We start from the raw sequence: 21,068 nt of genomic DNA, 5'->3' as shown, positions 1-21,068 counted from the left end.
CGGGTATGGCATCAGCCCATCGGCTGGGCGATATCGGCGATGCGGTAACCGGCGCTCTGCACGGTGTGCAGCAGCGGACGGTCGAACGGCTTGTCGATGATCTTGCGCAGGTTGTACAGATGGCTGCGCAGGGTGTCCGAGTCCGGCAGGCCGTTGCCCCAGATCTCGCGCTCGATTTCCTGGCGGGTGACCACGCGCGGCGATTCGCGCATCAGGATGGTCAGCAGGCGCAGGCCGATCGGCGAGAGCTGCAGCTCGGTGCCGGCGCGGGTGGCGCGCATGCTGACCGGATCGAGCACCAGGTCGGCGACCTTGAGCACTTCCGAGCCGACCTGGCGGCGCTCGCGGCGGATCAGCGCACGCAGGCGCGCTTCCAGTTCCTGGATCGCGAAAGGCTTGGTGAGGTAGTCGTCGGCGCCGAAACCCAGGCCGGTGAGCTTGTCGTCGAGCGTGTCGCGCGCGGTGAGCATCAGCACCGGCGTGGACTTGCGCGCGTCGTTGCGCAGGCGGCGACACACTTCGATGCCATCCAGGCGCGGCAGCATCAGGTCGAGCACCACGACGTCATAGCTGTTCTCGGCGGCCAGGCGATAACCATCCAGGCCGTCGCAGGCGTAGTCGACCTCGAAGCCACGGCCTTCCAGGTATTCGCCAATCATCTCGGAGATATTGCGGTTGTCTTCGACGACCAGCACGAGGCCGGACGTTTCCTTGGTCTGACGCATGGAGGTTCCTCGGGTCTTCAGCTTTGTGAAACATGCCCGATCGAGGGTGGATGCGGCGTGAAGGCAAATCCGGAACTTTTCACCCTTTCAGATCAATTGCTTAGCAAGGGCTTCAGGGCCGGCCAGACGTTCTCCAACACCTTCGGCTGGCCGGCGGCGGTGGGATGCAAGCCATCGGCCTGCATCAGTTTCGGGTCCAGCGCGACGCCTTCCAGCAGGAACGGGACCAGGCCCACGCCGTGGCGCTTGGCCAGGTCGGCATAGACCTGCTTCAGGCGTTGGCGGTAGGCGGGCCCGTAGTTGGGCGGCACGTCGATGCCCAGCAGCAGCACCTTCGCGCCGGCGCCCTGGCCGAGCACGATCATCTTCTCCAGGTTGGCCTGCAGCTGGGCCGGGGTGAGCCCGCGCAGCGCATCGTTGCCACCCAGCTCGATCACCAGCACGCCCGGGCGATGCTTCTGCAGCAGGCCCGGCAGGCGGGTCAGCGCGCCGGAGGTGGTCTCGCCGCTGATGCTGGCATTGATCACGGCGGGAGGCGCCTTCATCTGTTGCTTGAGGCGCTGCTCGAGCAGGCTCACCCAGCCCGACTGCACCGGGATGTTGTGGGCCGCGCTCAGGCTGTCGCCGACCACCAGGATCGGGCCGGCCGTACCTTTGGCATACGCAAGCCCCGGCAGGAGCAGCCAGCATGCGAGCAGCCAGCCCCAGCCCCATCCGCGCAACACCGGGTTTCCACGCATCGGAGAATTCCTCATCGACAGTCTGACTGCCTCCCAGCCTACCGTGATCGACGCGCGCGGCGTGGGCAAATCCGTCAGCGGCCCCGAAGGCACGCTGCACATCCTCGACGACGTCGCGCTGAGCGTGGCCGCCGGCGACAGCGTGGCGATCGTCGGCGCGTCCGGTTCCGGCAAGACCACCCTGCTCGGCCTGCTCGCCGGGTTGGACCTGCCCAGCCGCGGCTCGATCGTGCTGGCAGGCCAGGCGCTGGACGCGTTGGACGAGGAGGCGCGCGCGGCGCTGCGCGCGCGCGAGGTCGGCTTCGTGTTCCAGAGCTTCCACCTGCTGCCTTCGCTCACCGCCGAGGAAAACGTCGCGCTGCCGCTGGAACTGGCCGGCCGCGAGGATCCCGCGCGCGTGCGCGAAGTGCTGCAGGCGGTCGGCCTGTCCGCCCGCGCGCGCCACTACCCGCGCCAGCTCTCCGGCGGCGAGCAGCAGCGCGTGGCGCTGGCACGCGCGTTCGTGGCCCGGCCGCGCATCCTGTTCGCCGACGAGCCCACCGGCAGCCTGGACCACGCCACCGGCCGGCAGATCAGCGACCTGCTCTTCGCACTCAACGCCGGCAGCGGCACCACGCTGGTGCTGGTGACGCACGACATGCACCTGGCGCAGCGCTGCCAGCACGTCTACCGCATCGACGAAGGGCGCCTGCAGCGCCAGGACAGCGTGGCCGCATGAGTCCCTGGCGACAGGCCGCGCGCGCGACGCGGCGCGAATTCCTCGCCGGTGACCTGCTGACCGTGTTCGCCGCGCTCGTGCTCGGCGTGGCGGTGATGACCGCCGTCGGCACGCTGGTCAACCGGGTCACGCTGGCGCTGACCAGCAGCGCGGCCGAAGTGCTCGGCGGGGACCTGGGGCTGAGCGGCCGCCAGGACATCCCGCGCAGCTTCGATGAAGAAGCCGCGCGGCGCGGGCTGCGGCATACGCGCATGGTCAGCTTCCCGAGCGTGCTGTTCCATGGCGAGGCCAGCCAGATGGCCGGGATCAGCGCGGTCGAGGCGGGCTATCCGCTGCGCGGCACGCTGGAGATCAGCGGCGACACGCCGGGCAACACCGCCCACGTGGCCGAACCGCCGCCGCCCGGCCAGGCCTATGCCGATGCGCGCCTGCTCGACGCCCTCGGCCTGCGCGTGGGCGACGATCTCGAATTCGGTGCCGGCCATGTGCGCATCGCCGCGGTGCTGGCGGCCGAGCCCGATGCGTCGGGCGAGTTGCTGCAGCTGGCGCCGCCACTGATGGTCAACCGCGCCGATGTCGATGGCGCCGGCCTGCTCGGCCCCGGCAGCCGGGCCTCGTACCGGCTGATGTTCGCCGGCGAGGCGGACGAGATCGCGCGCTTCCGCGAATGGCTCAAGCCGCGCGCCGGCGACTGGCGCCTGCTCGGCATCGAGGACACCCAGCGCGGGTTGCGCAGCGCGTTCGATCGTGCCGGCCGCTTCCTCTCGCTGTCGGCGCTGCTGGCCGTGCTGCTTTCCGGCGTGGCCACCGCGCTGGCGGCCAACCGCTTCGCGGTGCGGCGCATCGACCAGGTCGCCGTGTTGCGCTGCCTGGGCGCGCGGCAGAACGACATCCTGGCCACTTTCGCATTGCAGTTGCTGTTCACCGCCGTGCCGGCATGCGTGATCGGCGTGGCGCTGGGCATGGCGGTGCAGGCGGGGCTGGTCGAACTGCTGGGCAGCCTGGTGCCCGACCGCCTGCCCTTGCCGCAGGCCATGCCCGCGCTGGCCGGCGCCGGCATCGGCCTGCTGCTTCTGCTCGGTTTCGCCTTGCCGCCGTTGCTGCGCCTGCGCGGCATCCCGCCGATGCGCGTGCTCAACCGCAGCTTCGCCGCGACGCCACCGGTTTCGGTGCTGGCGTACGCCGCCGCGCTGGTCGCCACGCTCGCGCTCACGGTGCAGGCCACCGGCGATGCCCGCCTCGCGGGCTGGGTGCTCGGCGGCCTGGCCGCGCTGGCCACCCTGGCCGGGCTGGCGGGGCTCGGGCTGCTGTGGCTCTTGCGCCGGCTGCAGCATCGCCTGCACGGGGCATGGCGGCTGGGGCTGGCGTCGCTGGCGCGGCGCCGCGCGCTGAGCGTGTTGCAACTGGTGGGCCTGTCGTTGTCGCTGTGCGCGCTGCTGTTGCTGGCGGTCGTCGGCCCGGGCCTGCTCAACCAGTGGCAGGCGCGCCTGCCGGCCGACACGCCCAACTACTTCCTGATGAACATCCAGCCCGACCAGGCCGGCGCGGTGCTCTCCAAGCTGAAAGCGCTGGGCGTCGCCGCGCCGGAGGTGGAACCGTTCGGTACCGGCCGGCTGGTGTCGATCAACGACCGTGCCCCGCAGCGCCTGGACCGCGAAGCGGACGACAACGACGACGGCAATCGCCCGGTGAACTTTTCCTGGCGGCACACCTTCCCGCCAGCCAACACGCTCGTCGCCGGCCGCTTCTGGGCACCCGGCAGCCGCGCCGCGGAAGCCTCGGTGGAGGAAGGCTGGGCACAACGCTATGGCGTCAAGCTCGGCGACCGCCTCACCCTGCTGATGGGCGAGCAGCAACGCAGCTTCACCGTCACCAGCCTGCGCAAGGCCGAGTGGGATTCGTTCCGGGTGAACTTCTTCCTGCTGCTCAACGAGGGCGCGGTGGGCGATGCGCCGTACAACCTGATCTCCAGCTTCCACCTGCCGCATGCGCGCGCCAGCGAACTGGGCGCGATGACGCGGGATCTCCCCAACCTCTCGCTGCTGGACATCGACGCGATCCTCTCGCGGGTGCGCGAAGTGATGGCGCGGGTGGGCCAAGCAGTGCAGTTGGTGATGGGCTTCAGCCTGATGGCCGGCCTGCTGGTGCTGCTGGCGGCACTGCAGTCCACCGCCGGCGAGCGCCGCTACGACAGCGCCGTGCTGCGCACGCTGGGCGCGCGGCGCGCCCAACTGCGGGGCGCGGTGCTGGTGGAGTTCGGCGCGCTCGGCCTGAGCGCGTCGATCCTGGCGGTCGGCGCAGCCGCGGCGATCGGCACGCTGGTGGCGCGGCAGGTGTTCGAACTCTCGCTGCCGGCGCCGTGGCCGGCGCTGTGGCTGGGCGGGCTGATCGGCACCGCGCTCAGCATGCTGGCCGGCTGGTGGGGTACGCGCCGGGTATTGCGCGTGCCCCCGGCGCTGGCCCTGCGCGAGGAATGAAGGCGGGGCGGCGCGTGCGCCGCCCTTATTCCTTGAACATGAAGAACGCCGCCACCGCGATCAGCACGAACGCGACCCAGTGGTTCCACTTCAGCGACTGCCCGAGGTAGGTCGCCGAGAAACCCGCGAACACCAGCAGGGTGATCACTTCCTGGATGCCCTTCAACTGCGGGGCCGAGTACACCGCGCTGCCCAGGCGATTGCCCGGCACCTGCAGGCAGTATTCGAAGAACGCGATGCCCCAGCTGGCGAAGATCACCAGCAGCAGCGGCGCGCTCTTGTACTTGAGGTGGCCGTACCAGGCGAAGGTCATGAAGACATTGCTGGCGAGCAGCAACAGCACGGGGTAGACGTAGGCGGTCCAGGGCATGGCGCATTGCACGATGGGGGGAAGTGCGCAGCATGCGGCATCGCCGCGGCGGGCTCCAGAGACCGGACGTGAATGCATCGGCGCCCGCGCACGCCGCGCGACCGGCGCGACGCGGTTGCTCAGGTGCCAGGCGGCTGCGCCAATGAAGCCACCGCCAGCGTCTCGCCAGGGGGCCAGCGCCGCGCGACCTGCCGCCCGAGCGCCGAAGGCGTGGCCGCCTGCGCCGCCAGCGTCATGCCCAGCGGCCCGGCCGCTCGCAGGCGCAGCACGGTGCCATGCCAGCCATCACCTCCGCGGAAGCGATTGGCCAGCCGCCGCCAGAGCCGCTCGGCGACACCGCCGCCGGCTTCCGCCAACGCCGGCACGCCGGCCAGCAGGCGGTCCCAAGCCAGGAAATCGCTGTCCGGCAGCAGGCACAGTTGCCAGCAGCACTGGCCGTGTCCATCGAAGAATTCCAGCCGCTCGCGCAGGCCGTCGCTGTCCAGTTGCTGGCAGGCGGCGATGGCGCGGGCGCGCCGCCAGCCTTCCAATTCCGAACCCAGCGCGGGCCGGTACAGGCACAGGACGATGCCCAGCGCGGCCAGTTGCCCTGGGTGGGGCATGCCGGGCGCGGGCAGGTCACCCGGGCCGCGCCAGCGCAGGGCGTCGGAGAGGGCGGGAAACTCGGGCACCACGTCAGGCAACCCGGTGACATCCGGCCCCGAAGGGAACGAAACGTGCAACATCGGCGCTTCCTGGACAGGGCCGTCCGGCGAAGACCCCGGCCGGGGTGCACGCAGGCAACCGCCGGCCGAGGGGAGAGAGCGGGCCTTCGCGGACGAACGCGGAGGATTACTTGGTGAGGATCAGCTTGTCGTTGCTGGTATGGCGCAGGCGATAAACGCGATCGCCATGCTGGATCAGCACTTCGCGGCGGCCCTTCAGCAGGGCCTCGCTGCTGAGCACGTCCTCGGCGGGCACGATGCGCGGCGCCGGGCGCTCGCGCAGGTGCAGGGTGTCGGTGTGCAGCAGGATCGGGGTGGCGTTCATGGGTCGTCTCCTTGCGATGACGACTTGATGATAATGATTCTCATCTCAACATCAATAGCTATTCTCGTCTTTTGCCATTTATTTGCCTGATCGAACGCGGCCGAGCGGTAGGCACGCGGCATCGCCCGGCGCTGGCGCCGGGTCGCCTCGACTGCGCGGGAAACCGCCGGCTAGCGGGCGGTGGCGGCCTCCAGGCGGCGCCAGGTCGCTTCGTCGTAGCGATCCACCAGATCGAGCGCGCCGAGGTTCTCCAGCAACTGGGATACCCGGCTGGCGCCGAGGATCACGCTGGAGACGTGCGGGTTGCGCAGGCACCAGGCGATGGCCAGGCGTGCCGGGCTTTCACCCAGTTCGGCGGCAACCGCGCTGAAGCGGCGCGCACGCTCGACCCGCTGCTCGGCGGGCTCGCCGATCACCATGTCCCGCAGCCACTCGCGGCCGGGTTGGCCCAACCGGGCGCCGGCGTCGATGCCTTGGTTGTACTTGCCCGTCAGCAGGCCCGAGGCCAGCGGCGACCAGATCGTGGTGCCCATGCCGCCGGCGCACAGCGCGGCATATTCGCGCTCCACGCGCTCGCGGTGCAGCAGGTTGTACTGCGGCTGCTCCATCGACGGGGCGAAGGCGCCGCTGGCGCGGGCGATCGCATGCGCCTGCTCCAGCTGCGCGGCCGACCACTCCGAAGTGCCCCAGTACAACACCTTGCCCTGGCGCACGAGCAGGTCCATCGCGCGCACCGTCTCTTCGATCGGCGTATCCGGGTCTGGGCGATGGCAGTAATAGAGGTCCAGGTAATCCACGCGCAACCGTCGCAGCGCGCCCTCGCACGCATCGACCACATGCTTGCGCGAAAGCCCGCGCTGGGTCGGGCGCGGTTCGGCGGCGCTGCCGAAGAACACCTTGCTCGACACGCAGTAGCCATCGCGCGGCAGGCGTAGGTCGGCGATGACGTCGCCCATCACCTGCTCGGCGCGGCCCTGCGCGTAGACCTCGGCGTTGTCGAAGAAGTTGATGCCGTGGTCCCACGCGGCGGCGATGAGGTTGCGCGCTTCGTCCCGGCCGACCTGCCCGCCGAAGGTGACCCAGGCGCCGAAGGAGAGCGCCGACAGCTGCAGGCCGGTGGATCCAAGACGGCGGTATTGCATGGCATTGCTCCTGTGGGCCACCGCGACGTCCGCCGCGGCCGGGGCGGCAGTGTACCCGCCCCTGCATGCGCGGCGGGCCAATGCCTTGAGCGCAAAGGGAAAGCCTCCAGCTGAACCTGTCGTCCTTGCCCGCCCTGTTCCCCTGCTCTAGGCTTTCTCCTTTTGCCGGGGTCCGGGGGACGCGCATGCTCGAAGGTTTGGGAAGGATCGGCTTCGGCCTGTTCGGGTTGGCGGTGCTCATCGGCATCACCTGGCTGTTCTCCAACAACAAGCGTGCGGTGGACTGGCGCCTGTTGCTGACCGGCGTGGCGCTGCAAATCGGCTTCGCCGCCCTGGTGCTGCTGGTGCCGGGCGGGCGCGACGTGTTCGACTGGCTCGGCCAGGCATTCGTGAAGGTGCTGAGCTTCGTCAACGAAGGCTCCAACTTCATCTTCGGCAGCCTGATGGACGTCAAGAGCTACGGCTTCATCTTCGCCTTCCAGGTGCTGCCGACCATCATCTTCTTCTCGGCGCTGATGGGTGTGCTCTACCACCTGGGCGTGATGCAGGCGGTGGTCAAGGGTATGGCCTGGGCGATCACCAAGGTGATGCGCGTGTCCGGCGCGGAGACCACCAGCGTCTGCGCCAGCGTCTTCATCGGCCAGACCGAAGCCCCGCTGACGGTGCGCCCGTACATTTCCAAGATGACCCAGTCCGAGCTGCTGACGATGATGATCGGCGGCATGGCGCATATCGCCGGCGGCGTGCTGGCGGCGTACGTGGGCATGCTCGGCGGCGGCGATCCGGTGCAGCAGGCGTTCTACGCCAAGCACCTGCTGGCGGCGAGCATCATGGCCGCGCCGGCGACGCTGGTGGTGGCCAAGCTGCTGGTGCCGGAGACCGGCACGCCGCTGACGCGCGGCACGGTGAAGATGGAAGTGGAGAAGAACACCTCCAACGTCATCGACGCGGCCGCCGCCGGTGCGGGCGACGGCCTGCGCCTGGCGCTGAACATCGGCGCGATGCTGCTGGCCTTCATCGCGCTGATCGCGCTGATCAACGCGCCGCTGACCTGGCTCGGCGACGTCACCGGCCTGGCCGCGGCCATCGGCCGCCCGACCAACCTGTCGACCATCTTCGGCTTCGTGCTCGCGCCGGTGGCGTGGGTGATCGGCACGCCGTGGGCGGATGCCACCACCGTGGGCTCGCTGATCGGCCAGAAGGTGGTGATCAACGAATTCGTCGCCTACACCGAGTTGTCGCGTATCGTGAATGGCCAGGTGCCCGGCGTGTCCCTGAGCCAGGAAGGCGGCCTGATCGCCACCTACGCGTTGTGCGGCTTCGCCAACTTCAGCTCGATCGCCATCCAGCTCGGCGGCATTGGCGGCCTGGCGCCGGAGCGCCGCCACGACCTGGCCAAGTTCGGCCTGCGCGCGGTGCTGGGCGGCTCGATCGCCACCTTCATGACCGCGACCATCGCCGGCGTGCTCTCGCACTTCGGCTGATCGCGTCCGCGTCCTGCGTTGTAATGGCATTACCCCCGAAAGCAATAGAAAGAGAAGCCTTATGAGTTCGGTCGTCGTCGTCGGTTCGTTCAATGTCGATCATGTGTGGCGGTGCGAATCGCTGCCGGCCCCGGGCGCGACGATCGCCGGTCGCTACAGCACCGGCCCGGGTGGCAAGGGCTTCAACCAGGCGGTGGCCAGCGCCCGTGCCGGCGCGCGCACGCATTTCGTGTGCGCGCTCGGTGACGACGCCGGCGGCGCGATGGCGCGCGGCCTGGCCGCGCAGGACGGCATCACGCTGATCGCCGAAGCGAGCAGCGAGCCGACCGGCACCGGTGGCATCTATGTCGATGCACATGGCCGCAACACCATCGTGATCGGCCCGGGCGCCAATGCGGTGCTGAGCGAAGGCTTCATCGCCGCGCAGCAGCCGCTGGTGGCGGGCGCGCGCGTGCTGCTGGCGCAGTTGGAGTCGCCCGTGGAGACCATCGAGGCGGCGCTGGCACTGGCCCGCGATGCGGGCGTGACCACGGTGCTGAACGCCGCGCCGGCCAACGCACCCAGCTCGATTGGCCTGCTGAAGCTGGCCGACGTGCTGACCCCCAACGAGACCGAGTTCGCCGCATTGCTCAGCCGCCATGTCGGCGAGCGGGTGAATGCCGATGACGTGGCCGCGCTGGATGGTGGTAGCCTCCACGCGCTGTGCCGCAAGCTGTCGGCCGGCACGGTAGTGGTGACGCTGGGTTCGGTGGGCTGCTTCGTGTCGCACGCCGACGAGCAGCTGCGCGGCGACAGCCAGCCGTATTACCGCGTGGCCGCCGAGGCGGCGCAGACGATCGACACCACCGGCGCGGGCGATGCGTTCAACGGCGCACTGGCGGCCTCGCTGGCGCAGTTGCCGGCCGAGCCGTTCGCGCAGCACGTGCGCTTCGCCACGCGCTTCGCCGGCCGCTCGACCGAGGCCGAAGGCGCTGCGGTGTCCATGCCGCGGCTTACGCCTTCGGCGTAAGGGGTGCGGCCATGCCTGCGATGCAGGCATGGCCCCCAAGGTTGTGCTTCGCAAAACCTTGGGCCCCGCTTCCTCCCTCGCCTATCCCCCGCGCCTTCGGCGCGCCCCCCTTAACAAAGGGGGGCTCTGCTCCAGCTCGTTTGATGCGGTCTGGTGCGGAGCTTTGGGGCGCTCCTTGTCACGCTGGCTTCATGGCCGACCGCCGCTCACCTCGGCGGTACAATGACCCCATGCGCATCGGCCCCCACCTGATCGAACCCCGCGTGATCCTGGCCCCCATGGCCGGCGTCACCGACAAGCCGTTCCGGCAGCTGTGCAAGCGGCTCGGGGCGGGCTTGGCGGTGTCGGAGATGACGATCAGCGACCCGCGCTTCTGGAACACCCGCAAATCTCTGCACCGCATGGATCACGCCGGCGAGCCGGACCCCATCAGCGTGCAGATCGCCGGCACCGAGCCGCAGCAGCTGGCCGAGGCGGCGCGCTACAACGTCGACCACGGCGCGCAGATCATCGACATCAACATGGGTTGCCCGGCCAAGAAGGTGTGCAACGCGTGGGCCGGCTCGGCGTTGATGCGCGACGAAGCCCTGGTGGCGCGCATCCTGCAAGCAGTCGTCGGCGCGGTGGACGTGCCGGTGACGCTGAAGATCCGCACCGGCTGGGATGGCGACCATCGCAATGGCCCGGTCATCGCGCGCATCGCCGAAGATAGCGGCATCGCCGCGCTCACCGTGCACGGCCGCACCCGCGACCAGCACTACACCGGCCAGGCCGAATACCAGACCATTGCGGCGATCAAGTCGGCGCTGCGTATTCCGGTCATCGCCAACGGCGATGTCGATTCGCCGGAAAAGGCGCGCCGGGTACTCGATGAAACCGGCGCGGACGCGGTCATGATCGGCCGCGCGGCCCAAGGCCGCCCGTGGATCTTCCGCGAGGTGGCGCATTACCTGGCCACCGGCGAACGGCTGCCGCCGCCGACGCTGGCCTTCGTGCGCGACACGCTGCTCGGCCATCTGGTCGACCTGCACGCGTTCTACGGCGAGCCGCAAGGCGTGCGCATCGCGCGCAAGCACCTGGGCTGGTATGCGAAGGACCACCCGGAAAGCGGCCAGTTCCGCGCGGTGGTCAACCGCGCCGAAACCCCGGACGCGCAGCTGGCGCTGACGCGCGATTACTTCGACGCGCTGATCGCCGGGGTCTCCCCGCCGCTGCAGTCCGCCGCCTGATCTTTCCCCCGGAGCGCCCCATGAGCTCGCCCATCGCCTCGCCCACCTACCTGCACGGCTTCTCGGATACCGAACAGGCCCGCCTGGTGAAACAGGCGCGGCTGCTGGAAGCCACGTTGTTCAACCAGATCGACTACACCGGCGCACGGCGCCTGCTGGAAGTCGGCAGCGGCGTCGGCGCGCAGACCGAAATCCTGCTGCGCCGCTTCCCCGAGCTGCACGTCACCGGCGTGGACCTGAGCGAACCGCAACTGGCCACCGCGCGCGCCAATCTCGAGCGCCTGCCCTGGTGCCGCGAGCGCTACGACCTGCGCCAGGCCGACGCCGGCAACCTGCCGTTCGAGCCCCGCCAGTTCGATGCCGCGTTCCTGTGCTGGGTGCTGGAACACGTGCCTTCACCCGCGCGCGTGCTCAGCGAGGTTCGCCGCGTCCTCGCACCGGGCTCGCCGGTCTACGTGACCGAAGTGATGAACGCCTCGTTCCTGCTGCATCCGTATTCGCCCAACGTGTGGCGCTACTGGATGGCGTTCAACGATTTCCAGTACGACCACGGCGGCGACCCGTTCGTCGGCGCCAAGCTCGGCAACCTGTTGCTGGCCGGCGGCTTCCGCGACGTGCATACCGAGATCAAGACGCTGCACCTGGACAACCGCGAACCGGCACGCCGCAAGACGATGATCGCGTTCTGGGAGGAAGTGCTGCTCTCGGCGGCCGATCAGCTGCTGCAGGCCGGCTCGGTAAGCGAGGACATCGTCGCCGGCATGCGGCGCGAGATGAACGAAGTGCAGAACGACCCGGACGCGGTGTTCTTCTATTCCTTCGTGCAGGCGCGCGCCACCGTCTACTGAGCCGGCGCCGGCGGCGACGCCTGCCAGATACGCGTCCACATCCGCGCCAGCGCCTGGCGCAGCTGGCCCCGCCGTACCGGCGCGCGATAGGCGGCCTGCAGCTGGCGCGGCGCGATTTCCTCCCAGCGCCCGCCGGCGCCCTGCCGCGCGACGACGAAATTGAAGTTGTACTCCGGCTCCAGGCCCATGCGCAGGTCGCTGAGCACCAGTTCGCTGTCCACGACCTGCGCGCGCATGAAGCCGCGGTTGAACCAGTTGAGGCGCTGCACCGCGGGCAACGCGGCGGTTTCGGCCAGCGCCTGGACCTGGCTGGGATGGCCTTCGAACTGCATCGGGCCGCGGTCGGCCACCAGCGAGCGCTCGCCGATCACGTAGCCGTTGGGCGTCATCGCCACCACGCGCCACAGCAGCGTGTTGAACGGCATCGGCACGGAGAAGCGCGGCGCATCAGCCAACCCCATCGCCGCCAGCGCGCGGTCGGCCTCGCGCTGCACCAGGTGCTTGGCCAGCAGCGACCAGCCCAGGTACGCACTGCTCAACGCCAGCCCGGCGACCAGCGCGCGCTGCGCCAGCGGCCGCGCCGGCACGCACCAGGCGATCGCGCAGGCCATCGCCAGCCACACCGTGTAAAGCGGGTCGATGATGAAGACGCTCGACCACATCGTCGGATGCGGATGCAGCGGCCACCACAGCTGCGTGCCGTAGACGGTGAACGCATCCAGCAGCGGGTGGGTCACCAGGGCCAGCTGGATCGCCCAGAACCAGCGCCTGGGTGCCTGCGCGACGCGGCCATGGCCGAAATGCCGGAACAGCGTCCAGATCAGCGCACCGAGCAGCGGCAGCACGAACAGCGAGTGGCTGAAACTGCGGTGCACGGTCATCAGCGTGACCGGGTTGTCGCTGGCGGCCCACAGCACCAGCGAATCGAGGTCGGGCAGCGTGCCGAGCGCGGCACCAGCCAACAAGGCGGCGCGGCGGTGCGAGGCCGGCGCGACGGCGGCGGCCACGGCGCCGCCAAGGACGATCTGGGTCAGCGAATCCATGCGGGCAACGACGGCTCCGGCGAAAGGTCCACCGAAGATAGCCGTTTCCCGGTGGCGGCGGCGCGATCAGGCCGCGTGCGGCAGGGCCGGTGCGTACTGCGGCGCGAGCGAGGCCAGCACGCGGCCGGTGTGGTCGATCAGCTGCAGTTCGCCGGTGACGGTCTCCTGCACGGCGGTCAGGCTTTCGACCCAGTCGCCGTCGTTGGCGTACACCCGCCCATCGCGTTCGACCAGCGCGGCGCGGTGGATATGCCCGCACACGATGCCGTCCAGCCCGCGCCTGCAGGCATCTTCCAGGCCCGCGCGCACGAAGCGCTCGATGTAGCGTTCGGCCGCGCCGCTTTGCCGCTTGAGATACTCGGCCAGCGACCAGTAGCGCAGTCCCAGGCGCCGCCGCAGCTGGTTGGTGAGCCGGTTGCCGGTCAGGATGCGGTAGTAGAGCCAGTCGCCCAGCTTTTCCTGCAGGCCGCCGAAGTGGGTGACCGCATCGTAGTCGTCGCCGTGGGTAACCAGCAGCCGGCGGCCATCGCGGGTGACGTGGATGGCGCGTCGGCGCACCTGCATCGCCGGCATCGCCAACCCGCAGAAGCGGCGCAGCGCGCGGTCGTGGTTGCCCGGCACGTACACCAGCGTGGTGCCGGCGGCGGCCTGCGCGTGCAGCGCTTCCACCACGCGCTGGTGCGCGGCGTCCCAGTGCGCGCGGCGCTGGGACATCCACCACAGGTCCACGATGTCGCCCACCAGATAGAGGGTGTGGCAGCGCAGCGAAGCGATGAAGTCCGCCGCTTCGGCGGCGTGGCAGTGGCGCGACCCCAGGTGCAGGTCGGAAATGAACACGGCGCGGCGCGGCGGATCGAGCACGGCAAGGGTCATGCGTGGATCTCCGGGGTCGTGGAAGGGCCGAGGTAGCGTTCGCGCTTCTTCGGCTTCAGGCGCTGCAGGTCCACCTCGATCAGGCCGTCGATGGCATCGCTGAAGTCCGGGTCCACGCCGAAGGCGAGGAAACGCGCGCCGCCCGGCTCGCACAGTTCGACGTACTGCTTGTAGAGCATCGGCAAGCTGGCGCCGAGCGCGTCCAGGTTCTCGCGCAGCACGCGCATCGCGGTGGCCGCATCGAGATCGGCGAACAAGGCCGGCTGCTCGGCGGTGAAGGGCCGCTTGGCGGCCGCGTGCGGGCGCCCGTCGGCGTGGTAGCGGCTGTAGTACGCCACGATCTGCGCGCGCGCGGCCAGCGGCAGCGAGGCGCTGATCGACACCGCGCCGATCAGGTAGCGGATCGAGGGATGCGCGCGCAGGTAGGCGCCGATGCCCTGCCAGAGATAGTCGATGCTGCGGCTACCCCAGTAGTCGGGCACAACGAAGCTGCGGCCCAGTTCGAGGGCTTCGGCCAGGCGCGGCACCATGTCGTCGGCGTAGTCGAACAGCCCGGCGGTGTAGAGGCCGCGCAGGCCGCGCGTGGCCAGCAGGCGCGCGCAGCGCGCCACGCGATAGGCGCCGGCGATGCGCGCGGCGGCCGCATCCCACAGCACGATGTGTTCGTACCAGGTGTCGTAGCGATCCAGGTCCAGCGCCAGCCCGCTGCCCTCGCCCACCTCGCGGAAGGTCAGCTCGCGCAGGCGGCCGATCTCCCGCAGCAGCGGGGCATGCGCGGCCAACTGGCCCACGCGCACCTCCTTGCCGTCGGCGGTATGGCCGAGCAGGCGCAGGGCGGCGACGCCGGCGGCCACTTGCGCCGGGGGCGTAGGGTCGGCCAAGGGCGCCTGGGCCGGCAGCGGCCGGCGCGAGAGTTCGTACAACTCGCGGCGCAGCGCCTTGAGCACGCTGGCTTCATCGCCCCCGGCCGGGTCGAGGTGGCGCAGCGTCCCCACGCGCAGCCGCAGCCGCTGCTGGCGACGGCTGAGCGTCTCGCGCGCCAGCAGCACCGTGCCGGCCGGGCGGTACAACGCCGAGGCGCCATAGAAGAGCGCCGAGTTGCGCGCCTGCACGTGCACCGGCAGCACCGGCGCGCCGCTGCGCCGCGCGAAGCGCAGGAAGCCGCGGCGCCAGTGGCTGTCGCGCACGCCGCGCCAGCCCAGCCGCGAGACCTCGCCGGCCGGGAACACGATCACGCACTGCTCCTGCGCCAGCGCTTGCTCCACCGCCTCCAAGCTGGCGCGGCTGGGCTGGCCACCCAGGATGCGCACCGGGAGCAGCAGCTCGCGCAGCGGCTCCACCGCGGCCAGCCAGTCGTTGGCGACGATGCGCACATCGCGGCGGCGGCGGCCGACCATGTCGAGCAGGGCCAGCGCGTCGCGCGCGCCGGAAGGATGGTTGGCGAGCACCAGCACGCGCCCTTGGGCGGGAATCTCCCCGAGCGCGGCGGGGTCGGCGTGCCACGCCACCCGCAGGAAGGCCAGCGCGGCGCGCACGAACGCCAGCCCGCGCACGTCGCCCTGTTCGGCCAGGAAGCGCTCGGCATTGGCCAGCCCCGACCAGCGCCCGAAGCCGCGGACCAGCGGCCGCACCCAATGTCCCCGCCGCCCCGCGAACCAGGCCGGGTAGCGTTGCTGCAGGGCCGTTTCCAACATCGTCGCCATGTTGCGCGTCCCGCGTCCCCCACTGCCCGCGCATGCTCCCGGCCCGCCGCGACGGTTTCATGGCAGCCATGCGGCAGCTGCGTGACGGCGGCACCGCCCGCCCGGACGACTTCGCCTTAACCCGGGGCAACCCGGGAGGGGGCACAATGCAAGCACTCCCCGCGGCGTGTATCATGCGCGCCCATCTTTCCATCCGAATCAAGGGATATAAGCCTGATGTCCAGCTACCTCTTCACCTCCGAGTCGGTCTCCGAAGGCCACCCGGACAAGGTTGCCGACCAGATCTCGGACGCCGTCCTCGACGCCATCCTGGCCCAGGACCAGCGCGCCCGCGTGGCCTGCGAGACCATGGTCAAGACCGGCGTGGCGATCGTCGCCGGCGAGATCACCACCAGCGCGTGGATCGACCTGGAAGCGTTGACCCGCAAGGTGATCGTGGATATCGGCTATGACAGCTCCGACGTCGGCTTCGACGGCGCCACCTGCGGCGTGCTGAACCTGATCGGCAAGCAGTCCCCGGACATCAACCAGGGCGTGGACCGCAAGAAGCCGGAAGAACAGGGCGCGGGCGACCAGGGCCTGATGTTCGGCTACGCCACCAACGAGACCGACAGCTACATGCCGGCCGCCATCCACCTCTCGCACCGCCTGGTCGAGCGGCAGGCGCTGGTGCGCAAGAAGAAGAACTCGCCGCTGCCGTGGCTGCGCCCGGACGCCAAGTCGCAGGTCACCCTGCGTTACGAGGACGGCAAGGCCACCGCGATCGACGCGGTCGTCCTGTCCACCCAGCACGATCCGGGCGTGAAGCAGAAGGACCTGATCGAAGCCGTGCGCGAGGAAATCCTCATGCCGGTGCTGCCGGCCAAGTGGCTGCACAAGGGCACCAAGTTCCACATCAACCCGACCGGCAAGTTCGTGATCGGCGGCCCGGTGGGCGACTGCGGCCTTACCGGCCGCAAGATCATCGTCGACACCTACGGCGGCTGGGCCCGTCACGGCGGTGGCGCGTTCTCGGGCAAGGATCCGTCGAAGGTGGACCGTTCGGCCGCCTACGCCGCGCGCTACGTGGCCAAGAACGTCGTGGCCGCCGGCCTGGCCGACCGCTGCGAAGTGCAGGTCTCCTACGCCATCGGCGTGGCCGAGCCGACCTCGATCTCGGTCACCACCTTCGGCACCGGCAAGATCGCCGACGACAAGATCGAGAAGCTGATCCGCAAGCACTTCGACCTGCGTCCGTACGGCATCATCCAGATGCTCGACCTGATCCACCCGATGTACCAGCAGACCGCTTCCTACGGTCACTTCGGCCGCAAGCCGAAGGAATTCACCTACACCAACGCCGCCGGCAAGCAGGTCAAGGCCACCGCGTTCTCGTGGGAGAAGACCGACAAGGCCGACGCGCTGCGCGCCGATGCCAAGCTGAAGTAAGCGAACCCGCAAGGGAACGCCACGAGGCCGCCTCCGGGCGGCCTCGTGCGTTTCGGGCGCCTCATTCGCCCGGTACGCCCTGGCGGATGCGGGTGGAAAAGTCCGGCGCGTCGCCCGCCGCGCGCGCCCGCGCGGTGACCTGCCCGAGCCGGCGCAGGGTGGCCATGTCGTACCCGGGTTGCAGGCCGCCGTGGTCGTAGGCGTAGTCGGCAAACCGGCCCGAGAGCAGGAGGCGGTAGTCCAGCGGCAGGCCGGGATCGATGCGCCGGGCGATGTCGAAGACGACCGTGGTGCAGTTGTTGTCCAGCGTGTTGTACCAGCGCGGCTGCGCGGCCAGCGCCTGCGCCTGGCGCACGTAGCCCAGGAACAGCGTGCGCAGCTGCGCCGGCGGGATCGCCAGCCGGTACAGGTAAAGGTCCTCGCCACGCACGTTGGTGCGCACGCGCAGGATGTCGCGCTCGTCGGCCGCCACCAGCGTGGCTTCGAACTGGCGGAAGAAACCCCCGAGCGCGGAGAACGATTCCTCGCGCTCCTTGCGGATCTCCAGCGAAAACACCACGCGTTGCCCATCGTCGAATTCGAAGGACACCAGCGTGTGCGCGATCAACGGACCCATCCAGTACGACAGGTCCGCGCCCACCAGCCGGTCCAGGTCGTAGCTGCGGGTGTCCCAGCGCGGTACCGCGCTGCCGTCGGCGTGCCAGTCGAAGTTGCGCACGTTGTGCAGCGTCACGCGCGAACCCTGCACCCGCGCATCGAGCGTGCGCGCGACCTCATCGGCCCAATCGCGGTCCTGGCGCGGCTGCAGCGTCCACCAGATGCCGAACAGCAGCGCGAACGCGGCCCCGAACAGCCCGGGCAATGCCCAGTTCTCGCGCCCGGGACGCAAGCCGTACCAGCCCGCGGCGGCCATCAGGCCCCACACCAAGCCCACGCCGATGCGGATGGGTGTGCCGGCGCGCAGCAGGTAGTAGATCGCCAGCGCGCCCCACAGCGCCGCCAGGGCGAGCAGCAGGCGCAGCAGCAGATGCCGGCGTACCCGGCGACCCTCGCGCTTCATCGTGCCCTCGCCGCTCCCGGACTCAGCCCGTATTCTGCACGCCCTGCGAAACGCCGTTGACGCAGGCCACCAGCGCACGCAGCAGCTCTTCGTCCTCGCCGCCGGTCGCGCGCCAGCGTTCGAGCAGGTCCACCTGCAATACGCTGATCGGGTCGATGTAGGGGTTGCGCAGGCGGATCGACAACGCCAGCCGCGGATCGTGCTGCAGCAGCGACTGCTGGCCGGTCAGCGATTTCACCCAGCGCTTGGTCAGCGCCAGTTCCTCGACGATGCGCGAGAAGAAGCGCTCGTGCAGCGGCCCGGCCAGCCGCGAGAACAGCTCGGCGATATTGAGGTCGCCCTTGGACAGCACCATCGCCACGTCGTCGAGGAAGGTGCGGAAGAACGGCCAGTCGGCCGCCATCTCGCGCAGCACGTCCTCGTGGCCGGCATCCGCCGCCGCCTGCAGGCCACTGCCCACGCCGTACCAGCCCGGCACCACGGCGCGCGCCTGGCTCCAGGCGAACACCCAGGGGATCGCCCGCAGGTTGGACAAGGCCGCGTCCTGGCCGAGGCGGCGCGAGGGGCGCGAACCGAGGGTCATGCGTTCGATCACGTCGATCGGCGTGGCCAGGCGGAAATAGCGCATGAAATCCGGCTCGCCGACGAAGCCGCGATAGGCACGGCTGCTGGACTCGGCCACCTGGTCCATCACCGGCCGCCAGCGCTGCTCGCGCGGTTCGGCCGCGCGCGGCCGCAGGCTGGCGTGCAACACCGCGCCGGTCATTTGCTCCAGCGAGCGCAACGCCAGCGCACGGATACCGTACTTGCGGTGGATCACCTCGCCCTGCTCGGTGACGCGCAGGCGTCCGTCCACGCTGCCGCGCGGCGCCGCTTCCAGCGCACGCGTGGTCTTGCCACCCCCGCGGATGATCGAACCACCGCGGCCGTGGAAGAACGTCAAGCGGATGCCGGCCTCGGCGGCCAGTTCCAGCAATTCGACCTGCGCACGCTGCAGCCCCCAGCGCGACGCGGCGATGCCGCCGTCCTTGCCGCTGTCCGAATAGCCCAGCATCACCATCTGCACATCGCCGCGCGCGCGCAGGTGGGCGCGGTAGACGGGATCGGCGAGCAGGTCGCGCAAGGTGTCGGTGCCGCCGCGCAGGTCGTCCACCGTCTCGAACAGCGGCACGATGTCCAGCGGCACCGCCTCGCCATCCACGAGCCCGCCGCGGCGCGCCAGCGCCAGCACGGTGAGCACGTCGGCGCGATCATGCGCCATGGAAATGATGTAGCTGCCGATCGCCTCGGCGCCATGCCGGCGGCGCGCGTCGGCCAGCGCGGCGAACACCGCATCCAGCCGCGGATTGCCTTCCTCCTCCGTCGCCGGCAGCGCCTGGTCGCCATGGGCGTAGGGCGCGAGCAGCTCGGCGCGGGCCATGGCGTCGAGCGATTCCCAGTCCGCGCGCTGCAGCGCGGCCGCCACCGCGCGCGCGTGCACGCTCGACTCCTGGCGCACGTCCAGCCGCGCCAAGTGGAAACCGAAGCTGCGCACGCGCCACAGCAGGCGGCGCACCGCGAACCAGCCGGCGTGCAGCCCGCGATGGGCCTGGAGGCTGTCGAGGATGAGCTGCACGTCGTCGGCCAGTTCTTCCGGCGAGGCGTAGCCGCCCGGCGCGTCGGCCAGCGTCGCGCGCAGGCGCGCACGCATGAGGTCGTTGAACAGGCGGTACGGCATGTCCGCGTGGCGCGGTCGCGATGTGGCGGCCGCTTCCGGCAGCAGCCCGCGGTAACGTTCCAGCCGCTGCGCCAGCGCATCGCTGACCGACACCAGCGTGGTGGACTGGCTGAGCAGGCTGGCGAGCTGCCATAGCTCGTCGAGATAGCGCTCCAGCACCGCGCGGCGCTGCGCATCAAGCGTGGCGGTGATGGTGTGGGCATCCACGTTGGGGTTGCCATCCATGTCGCCGCCCACCCAGGTGCCGAAGCGCAGCAGGCGCGGCACGGGCAGCGGCGCCCCGTAGGTTTCCTCGATGGCGTGCTCGAGCGTTTCGTACAGGGCCGGCATGATCCGGTACAGCACGCGCGTGAGGTAGAAGCCGACGTGCTCGCGTTCGTCGTCCACCGTCGGGCGCACGGGCGAAGAGTCGGCGGTCTGCCAAGTAGCGGTGAGCGCCATGCGGAAGCGCGCCGCATCGGTGGCGCGTTCACCCGGCGTGCGCAGCCCGTCGAGATCATCGACGAGGCTGGCGACCATCAACTGCTCCTTCTCCAGCAGCGCGCGACGCACGGCCTCGGTGGGATGGGCGGTGAACACCGGCTCGATGTCGATGCGCGGCAACCAGTCGGCCAGCTCTTCCCGCGTCACGCCCTCGGCCTTGAGCCGGCGCAGCGTGTCGTGCAGCCCTTCCGGCTGCGGCGTATCGGTATTGCGCTGGTAATCGCGGCGGCGGCGGATACGGTGCACGCGCTCGGCGATGTTGACGACCTGGAAATACGTGCTGAAGGCGCGCACCAGCGATTCGGCCTCGCGCGGATCGCGGCCGGCGAGCTGCGCGCTGAGCGAGGCAGGCGGCGCATCGGTTTCGCGGCGCGCGATGGCGGTGGTGCGGATGCGCTCGATCTCGTCGAGGAATGCCTGCGACACCTGCTCGGCGAGCATGTCGCCGACCATCGCGCCGAGGCGGCGCACGTCGTCGCGAAGGGGGATATCGGGCGTGGCAAAGACCAGACTGCTGCGGTATTCGTTCATCGATGACCGGGCGTGGGACGTTTGCGGGAAGGCGACGGTGGGGGCGCCTGGGTCGCCCAGCCTAACCGAAAACTTTCGGCGAGTTTCCTGCTGAAACGTGGTTTCTGCTGCAACGAATTTCGCGCTTTTCTGTGGGTCGATGATGCGGATGTCTGCGCTGCCTTACGGTGCGGGCCCCGCCCTGCCGCATGTGGACGTCACGGCTCAGCAGACGTCCTGTCCGATTCGCCGCCGCGGGCCATCCATGGCCCGCTGACGTCCACATGCGGCAGGGCGGCGCAAGGCGCTTCCATTTCCATGCTTCGTCCCTGCCGCGCCACCGACTGGTGCGAAGGCACGCCGTCCAACTCGCCCCTTGCCATCCGATCGCGAAGATGCCTGAGGCCTTCGGGGGCAGGGCCCTTTCGGGACCGTAGGCGACATGGATGTCGCCTACGAGCCTCCATGGATGGATTCACG

At 70.0% G+C, this 21,068-nt stretch carries 17 protein-coding genes and 1 pseudogene; 7 read left to right on the top strand and 11 right to left on the bottom strand.

The window, feature by feature from the left end:
- Positions 1 to 11 precede the first annotated feature (11 nt).
- Both P6166_RS13235 and P6166_RS13230 read right to left on the bottom strand, forming a co-directional pair.
- Positions 12 to 725 carry a response regulator transcription factor gene (locus tag P6166_RS13235; protein ID WP_057649405.1) on the bottom strand — a complete coding sequence of 238 codons (714 nt, stop codon included), beginning with the start codon at positions 723 to 725 and terminating at the stop codon, positions 12 to 14.
- Positions 726 to 817: 92 nt separating this feature from the next.
- Positions 818 to 1,465 carry an arylesterase gene (locus tag P6166_RS13230; protein ID WP_277764927.1) on the bottom strand — a complete coding sequence of 216 codons (648 nt, stop codon included), beginning with the start codon at positions 1,463 to 1,465 and terminating at the stop codon, positions 818 to 820.
- 61 nt (positions 1,466 to 1,526) lie between these two features.
- Between P6166_RS13230 and P6166_RS13225 the strand changes: the two genes are divergently transcribed.
- Together P6166_RS13225 and P6166_RS13220 are read left to right on the top strand one after the other, a co-directional pair.
- A complete protein-coding gene (locus tag P6166_RS13225) occupies positions 1,527 to 2,183 on the top strand; it encodes an ATP-binding cassette domain-containing protein (protein ID WP_277764999.1) in 657 nt (218 codons plus the stop codon).
- Positions 2,180 to 4,660, top strand: coding sequence for an FtsX-like permease family protein (locus tag P6166_RS13220; RefSeq protein WP_277764926.1), 2,481 nt, complete (start codon positions 2,180 to 2,182; stop codon positions 4,658 to 4,660). Before P6166_RS13225 ends, P6166_RS13220 begins: the two co-directional genes overlap by 4 nt.
- A gap of 25 nt (positions 4,661 to 4,685) precedes the next feature.
- Here P6166_RS13220 and P6166_RS13215 read toward each other — a convergent pair whose 3' ends face one another.
- The 4 genes and pseudogenes from P6166_RS13215 to P6166_RS13200 form a co-directional block, all read right to left on the bottom strand.
- Positions 4,686 to 5,030 (bottom strand): DMT family protein, encoded by a 345-nt coding sequence (locus P6166_RS13215; RefSeq protein ID WP_277764925.1) that lies wholly within the window; start codon positions 5,028 to 5,030, stop codon positions 4,686 to 4,688.
- Positions 5,031 to 5,278: 248 nt separating this feature from the next.
- A pseudogene (locus P6166_RS13210) lies at positions 5,279 to 5,632 on the bottom strand (Hemin transport protein); the annotation flags it as partial.
- 229 nt (positions 5,633 to 5,861) lie between these two features.
- Complete coding sequence (locus P6166_RS13205) at positions 5,862 to 6,059, bottom strand: hemin uptake protein HemP (RefSeq protein WP_277764924.1); 198 nt, start codon at positions 6,057 to 6,059, stop codon at positions 5,862 to 5,864.
- Positions 6,060 to 6,229: 170 nt separating this feature from the next.
- On the bottom strand, positions 6,230 to 7,201 hold the full coding sequence (locus tag P6166_RS13200; protein WP_277764923.1) for an aldo/keto reductase: 972 nt from the start codon (positions 7,199 to 7,201) through the stop codon (positions 6,230 to 6,232).
- Between the two features lie 185 nt (positions 7,202 to 7,386).
- On the opposite strand from P6166_RS13200, the gene P6166_RS13195 reads away from it, so the two are divergent.
- The 4 genes from P6166_RS13195 (at position 7,387) to P6166_RS13180 (ending at position 11,771) form a co-directional block, all read left to right on the top strand.
- On the top strand, positions 7,387 to 8,685 hold the full coding sequence (locus tag P6166_RS13195) for a nucleoside transporter C-terminal domain-containing protein (protein WP_277764922.1): 1,299 nt from the start codon (positions 7,387 to 7,389) through the stop codon (positions 8,683 to 8,685).
- A 61-nt stretch (positions 8,686 to 8,746) separates the two neighbouring features.
- Positions 8,747 to 9,694: a ribokinase gene (locus tag P6166_RS13190; RefSeq protein ID WP_277764921.1), complete on the top strand. Its 948-nt coding sequence runs from the start codon at positions 8,747 to 8,749 to the stop codon at positions 9,692 to 9,694.
- Positions 9,695 to 9,924: 230 nt separating this feature from the next.
- Positions 9,925 to 10,923, top strand: a complete 999-nt coding sequence (gene dusB, locus P6166_RS13185; protein WP_277764920.1) for a tRNA dihydrouridine synthase DusB — start codon at positions 9,925 to 9,927, stop codon at positions 10,921 to 10,923.
- A gap of 20 nt (positions 10,924 to 10,943) precedes the next feature.
- Positions 10,944 to 11,771: a class I SAM-dependent methyltransferase gene (locus P6166_RS13180; RefSeq protein ID WP_277764919.1), complete on the top strand. Its 828-nt coding sequence runs from the start codon at positions 10,944 to 10,946 to the stop codon at positions 11,769 to 11,771.
- Here the strand turns inward: P6166_RS13180 and P6166_RS13175 are convergent.
- The 3 genes from P6166_RS13175 to P6166_RS13165 all read right to left on the bottom strand — a co-directional run bounded on the left by P6166_RS13175 (position 11,765) and on the right by P6166_RS13165 (position 15,390).
- Positions 11,765 to 12,814 (bottom strand): metal-dependent hydrolase, encoded by a 1,050-nt coding sequence (locus P6166_RS13175; RefSeq protein WP_277764918.1) that lies wholly within the window; start codon positions 12,812 to 12,814, stop codon positions 11,765 to 11,767. The genes P6166_RS13180 and P6166_RS13175 overlap by 7 nt on opposite strands.
- Positions 12,815 to 12,880: 66 nt before the next feature.
- On the bottom strand, positions 12,881 to 13,687 hold the full coding sequence (locus P6166_RS13170) for a UDP-2,3-diacylglucosamine diphosphatase (protein ID WP_277764917.1): 807 nt from the start codon (positions 13,685 to 13,687) through the stop codon (positions 12,881 to 12,883).
- Positions 13,684 to 15,390 (bottom strand): GNAT family N-acyltransferase, encoded by a 1,707-nt coding sequence (locus P6166_RS13165; protein WP_277764916.1) that lies wholly within the window; start codon positions 15,388 to 15,390, stop codon positions 13,684 to 13,686. The genes P6166_RS13170 and P6166_RS13165 overlap by 4 nt, the downstream gene beginning before the upstream one ends.
- 216 nt (positions 15,391 to 15,606) lie before the next feature.
- On the opposite strand from P6166_RS13165, the gene metK reads away from it, so the two are divergent.
- Positions 15,607 to 16,818, top strand: coding sequence for a methionine adenosyltransferase (metK, locus tag P6166_RS13160; protein ID WP_277764915.1), 1,212 nt, complete (start codon positions 15,607 to 15,609; stop codon positions 16,816 to 16,818).
- A gap of 61 nt (positions 16,819 to 16,879) precedes the next feature.
- Here metK and P6166_RS13155 read toward each other — a convergent pair whose 3' ends face one another.
- Positions 16,880 to 17,878, bottom strand: coding sequence for a DUF4105 domain-containing protein (locus P6166_RS13155; protein ID WP_277764914.1), 999 nt, complete (start codon positions 17,876 to 17,878; stop codon positions 16,880 to 16,882).
- Positions 17,879 to 17,900: 22 nt separating this feature from the next.
- Positions 17,901 to 20,609 (bottom strand): phosphoenolpyruvate carboxylase, encoded by a 2,709-nt coding sequence (gene ppc, locus P6166_RS13150; protein ID WP_277764913.1) that lies wholly within the window; start codon positions 20,607 to 20,609, stop codon positions 17,901 to 17,903.
- Positions 20,610 to 21,068 lie beyond the last annotated feature (459 nt).

This window comes from Stenotrophomonas sp. HITSZ_GD (assembly GCF_029543105.1).
In the GTDB taxonomy this organism is placed as follows: Bacteria; Pseudomonadota; Gammaproteobacteria; order Xanthomonadales; family Xanthomonadaceae; genus Stenotrophomonas_A.
This window is presented reverse-complemented; position numbering and strand designations above follow the sequence as displayed.

Coding starts and splice junctions, on each gene's coding strand:
- P6166_RS13235 (WP_057649405.1), bottom strand. CDS start 725: ATGCGTCAGACCAAGGAAACGTCCGGCCTCGTGCTGGTCGTCGAAGAC.
- P6166_RS13230 (WP_277764927.1), bottom strand. CDS start 1,465: ATGCGTGGAAACCCGGTGTTGCGCGGATGGGGCTGGGGCTGGCTGCTC.
- P6166_RS13220 (WP_277764926.1), top strand. CDS start 2,180: ATGAGTCCCTGGCGACAGGCCGCGCGCGCGACGCGGCGCGAATTCCTC.
- P6166_RS13215 (WP_277764925.1), bottom strand. CDS start 5,030: ATGCCCTGGACCGCCTACGTCTACCCCGTGCTGTTGCTGCTCGCCAGC.
- P6166_RS13205 (WP_277764924.1), bottom strand. CDS start 6,059: ATGAACGCCACCCCGATCCTGCTGCACACCGACACCCTGCACCTGCGC.
- P6166_RS13200 (WP_277764923.1), bottom strand. CDS start 7,201: ATGCAATACCGCCGTCTTGGATCCACCGGCCTGCAGCTGTCGGCGCTC.
- P6166_RS13195 (WP_277764922.1), top strand. CDS start 7,387: ATGCTCGAAGGTTTGGGAAGGATCGGCTTCGGCCTGTTCGGGTTGGCG.
- P6166_RS13190 (WP_277764921.1), top strand. CDS start 8,747: ATGAGTTCGGTCGTCGTCGTCGGTTCGTTCAATGTCGATCATGTGTGG.
- dusB (WP_277764920.1), top strand. CDS start 9,925: ATGCGCATCGGCCCCCACCTGATCGAACCCCGCGTGATCCTGGCCCCC.
- P6166_RS13180 (WP_277764919.1), top strand. CDS start 10,944: ATGAGCTCGCCCATCGCCTCGCCCACCTACCTGCACGGCTTCTCGGAT.
- P6166_RS13175 (WP_277764918.1), bottom strand. CDS start 12,814: ATGGATTCGCTGACCCAGATCGTCCTTGGCGGCGCCGTGGCCGCCGCC.
- P6166_RS13170 (WP_277764917.1), bottom strand. CDS start 13,687: ATGACCCTTGCCGTGCTCGATCCGCCGCGCCGCGCCGTGTTCATTTCC.
- P6166_RS13165 (WP_277764916.1), bottom strand. CDS start 15,390: ATGGCGACGATGTTGGAAACGGCCCTGCAGCAACGCTACCCGGCCTGG.
- metK (WP_277764915.1), top strand. CDS start 15,607: ATGTCCAGCTACCTCTTCACCTCCGAGTCGGTCTCCGAAGGCCACCCG.
- P6166_RS13155 (WP_277764914.1), bottom strand. CDS start 17,878: ATGAAGCGCGAGGGTCGCCGGGTACGCCGGCATCTGCTGCTGCGCCTG.
- ppc (WP_277764913.1), bottom strand. CDS start 20,609: ATGAACGAATACCGCAGCAGTCTGGTCTTTGCCACGCCCGATATCCCC.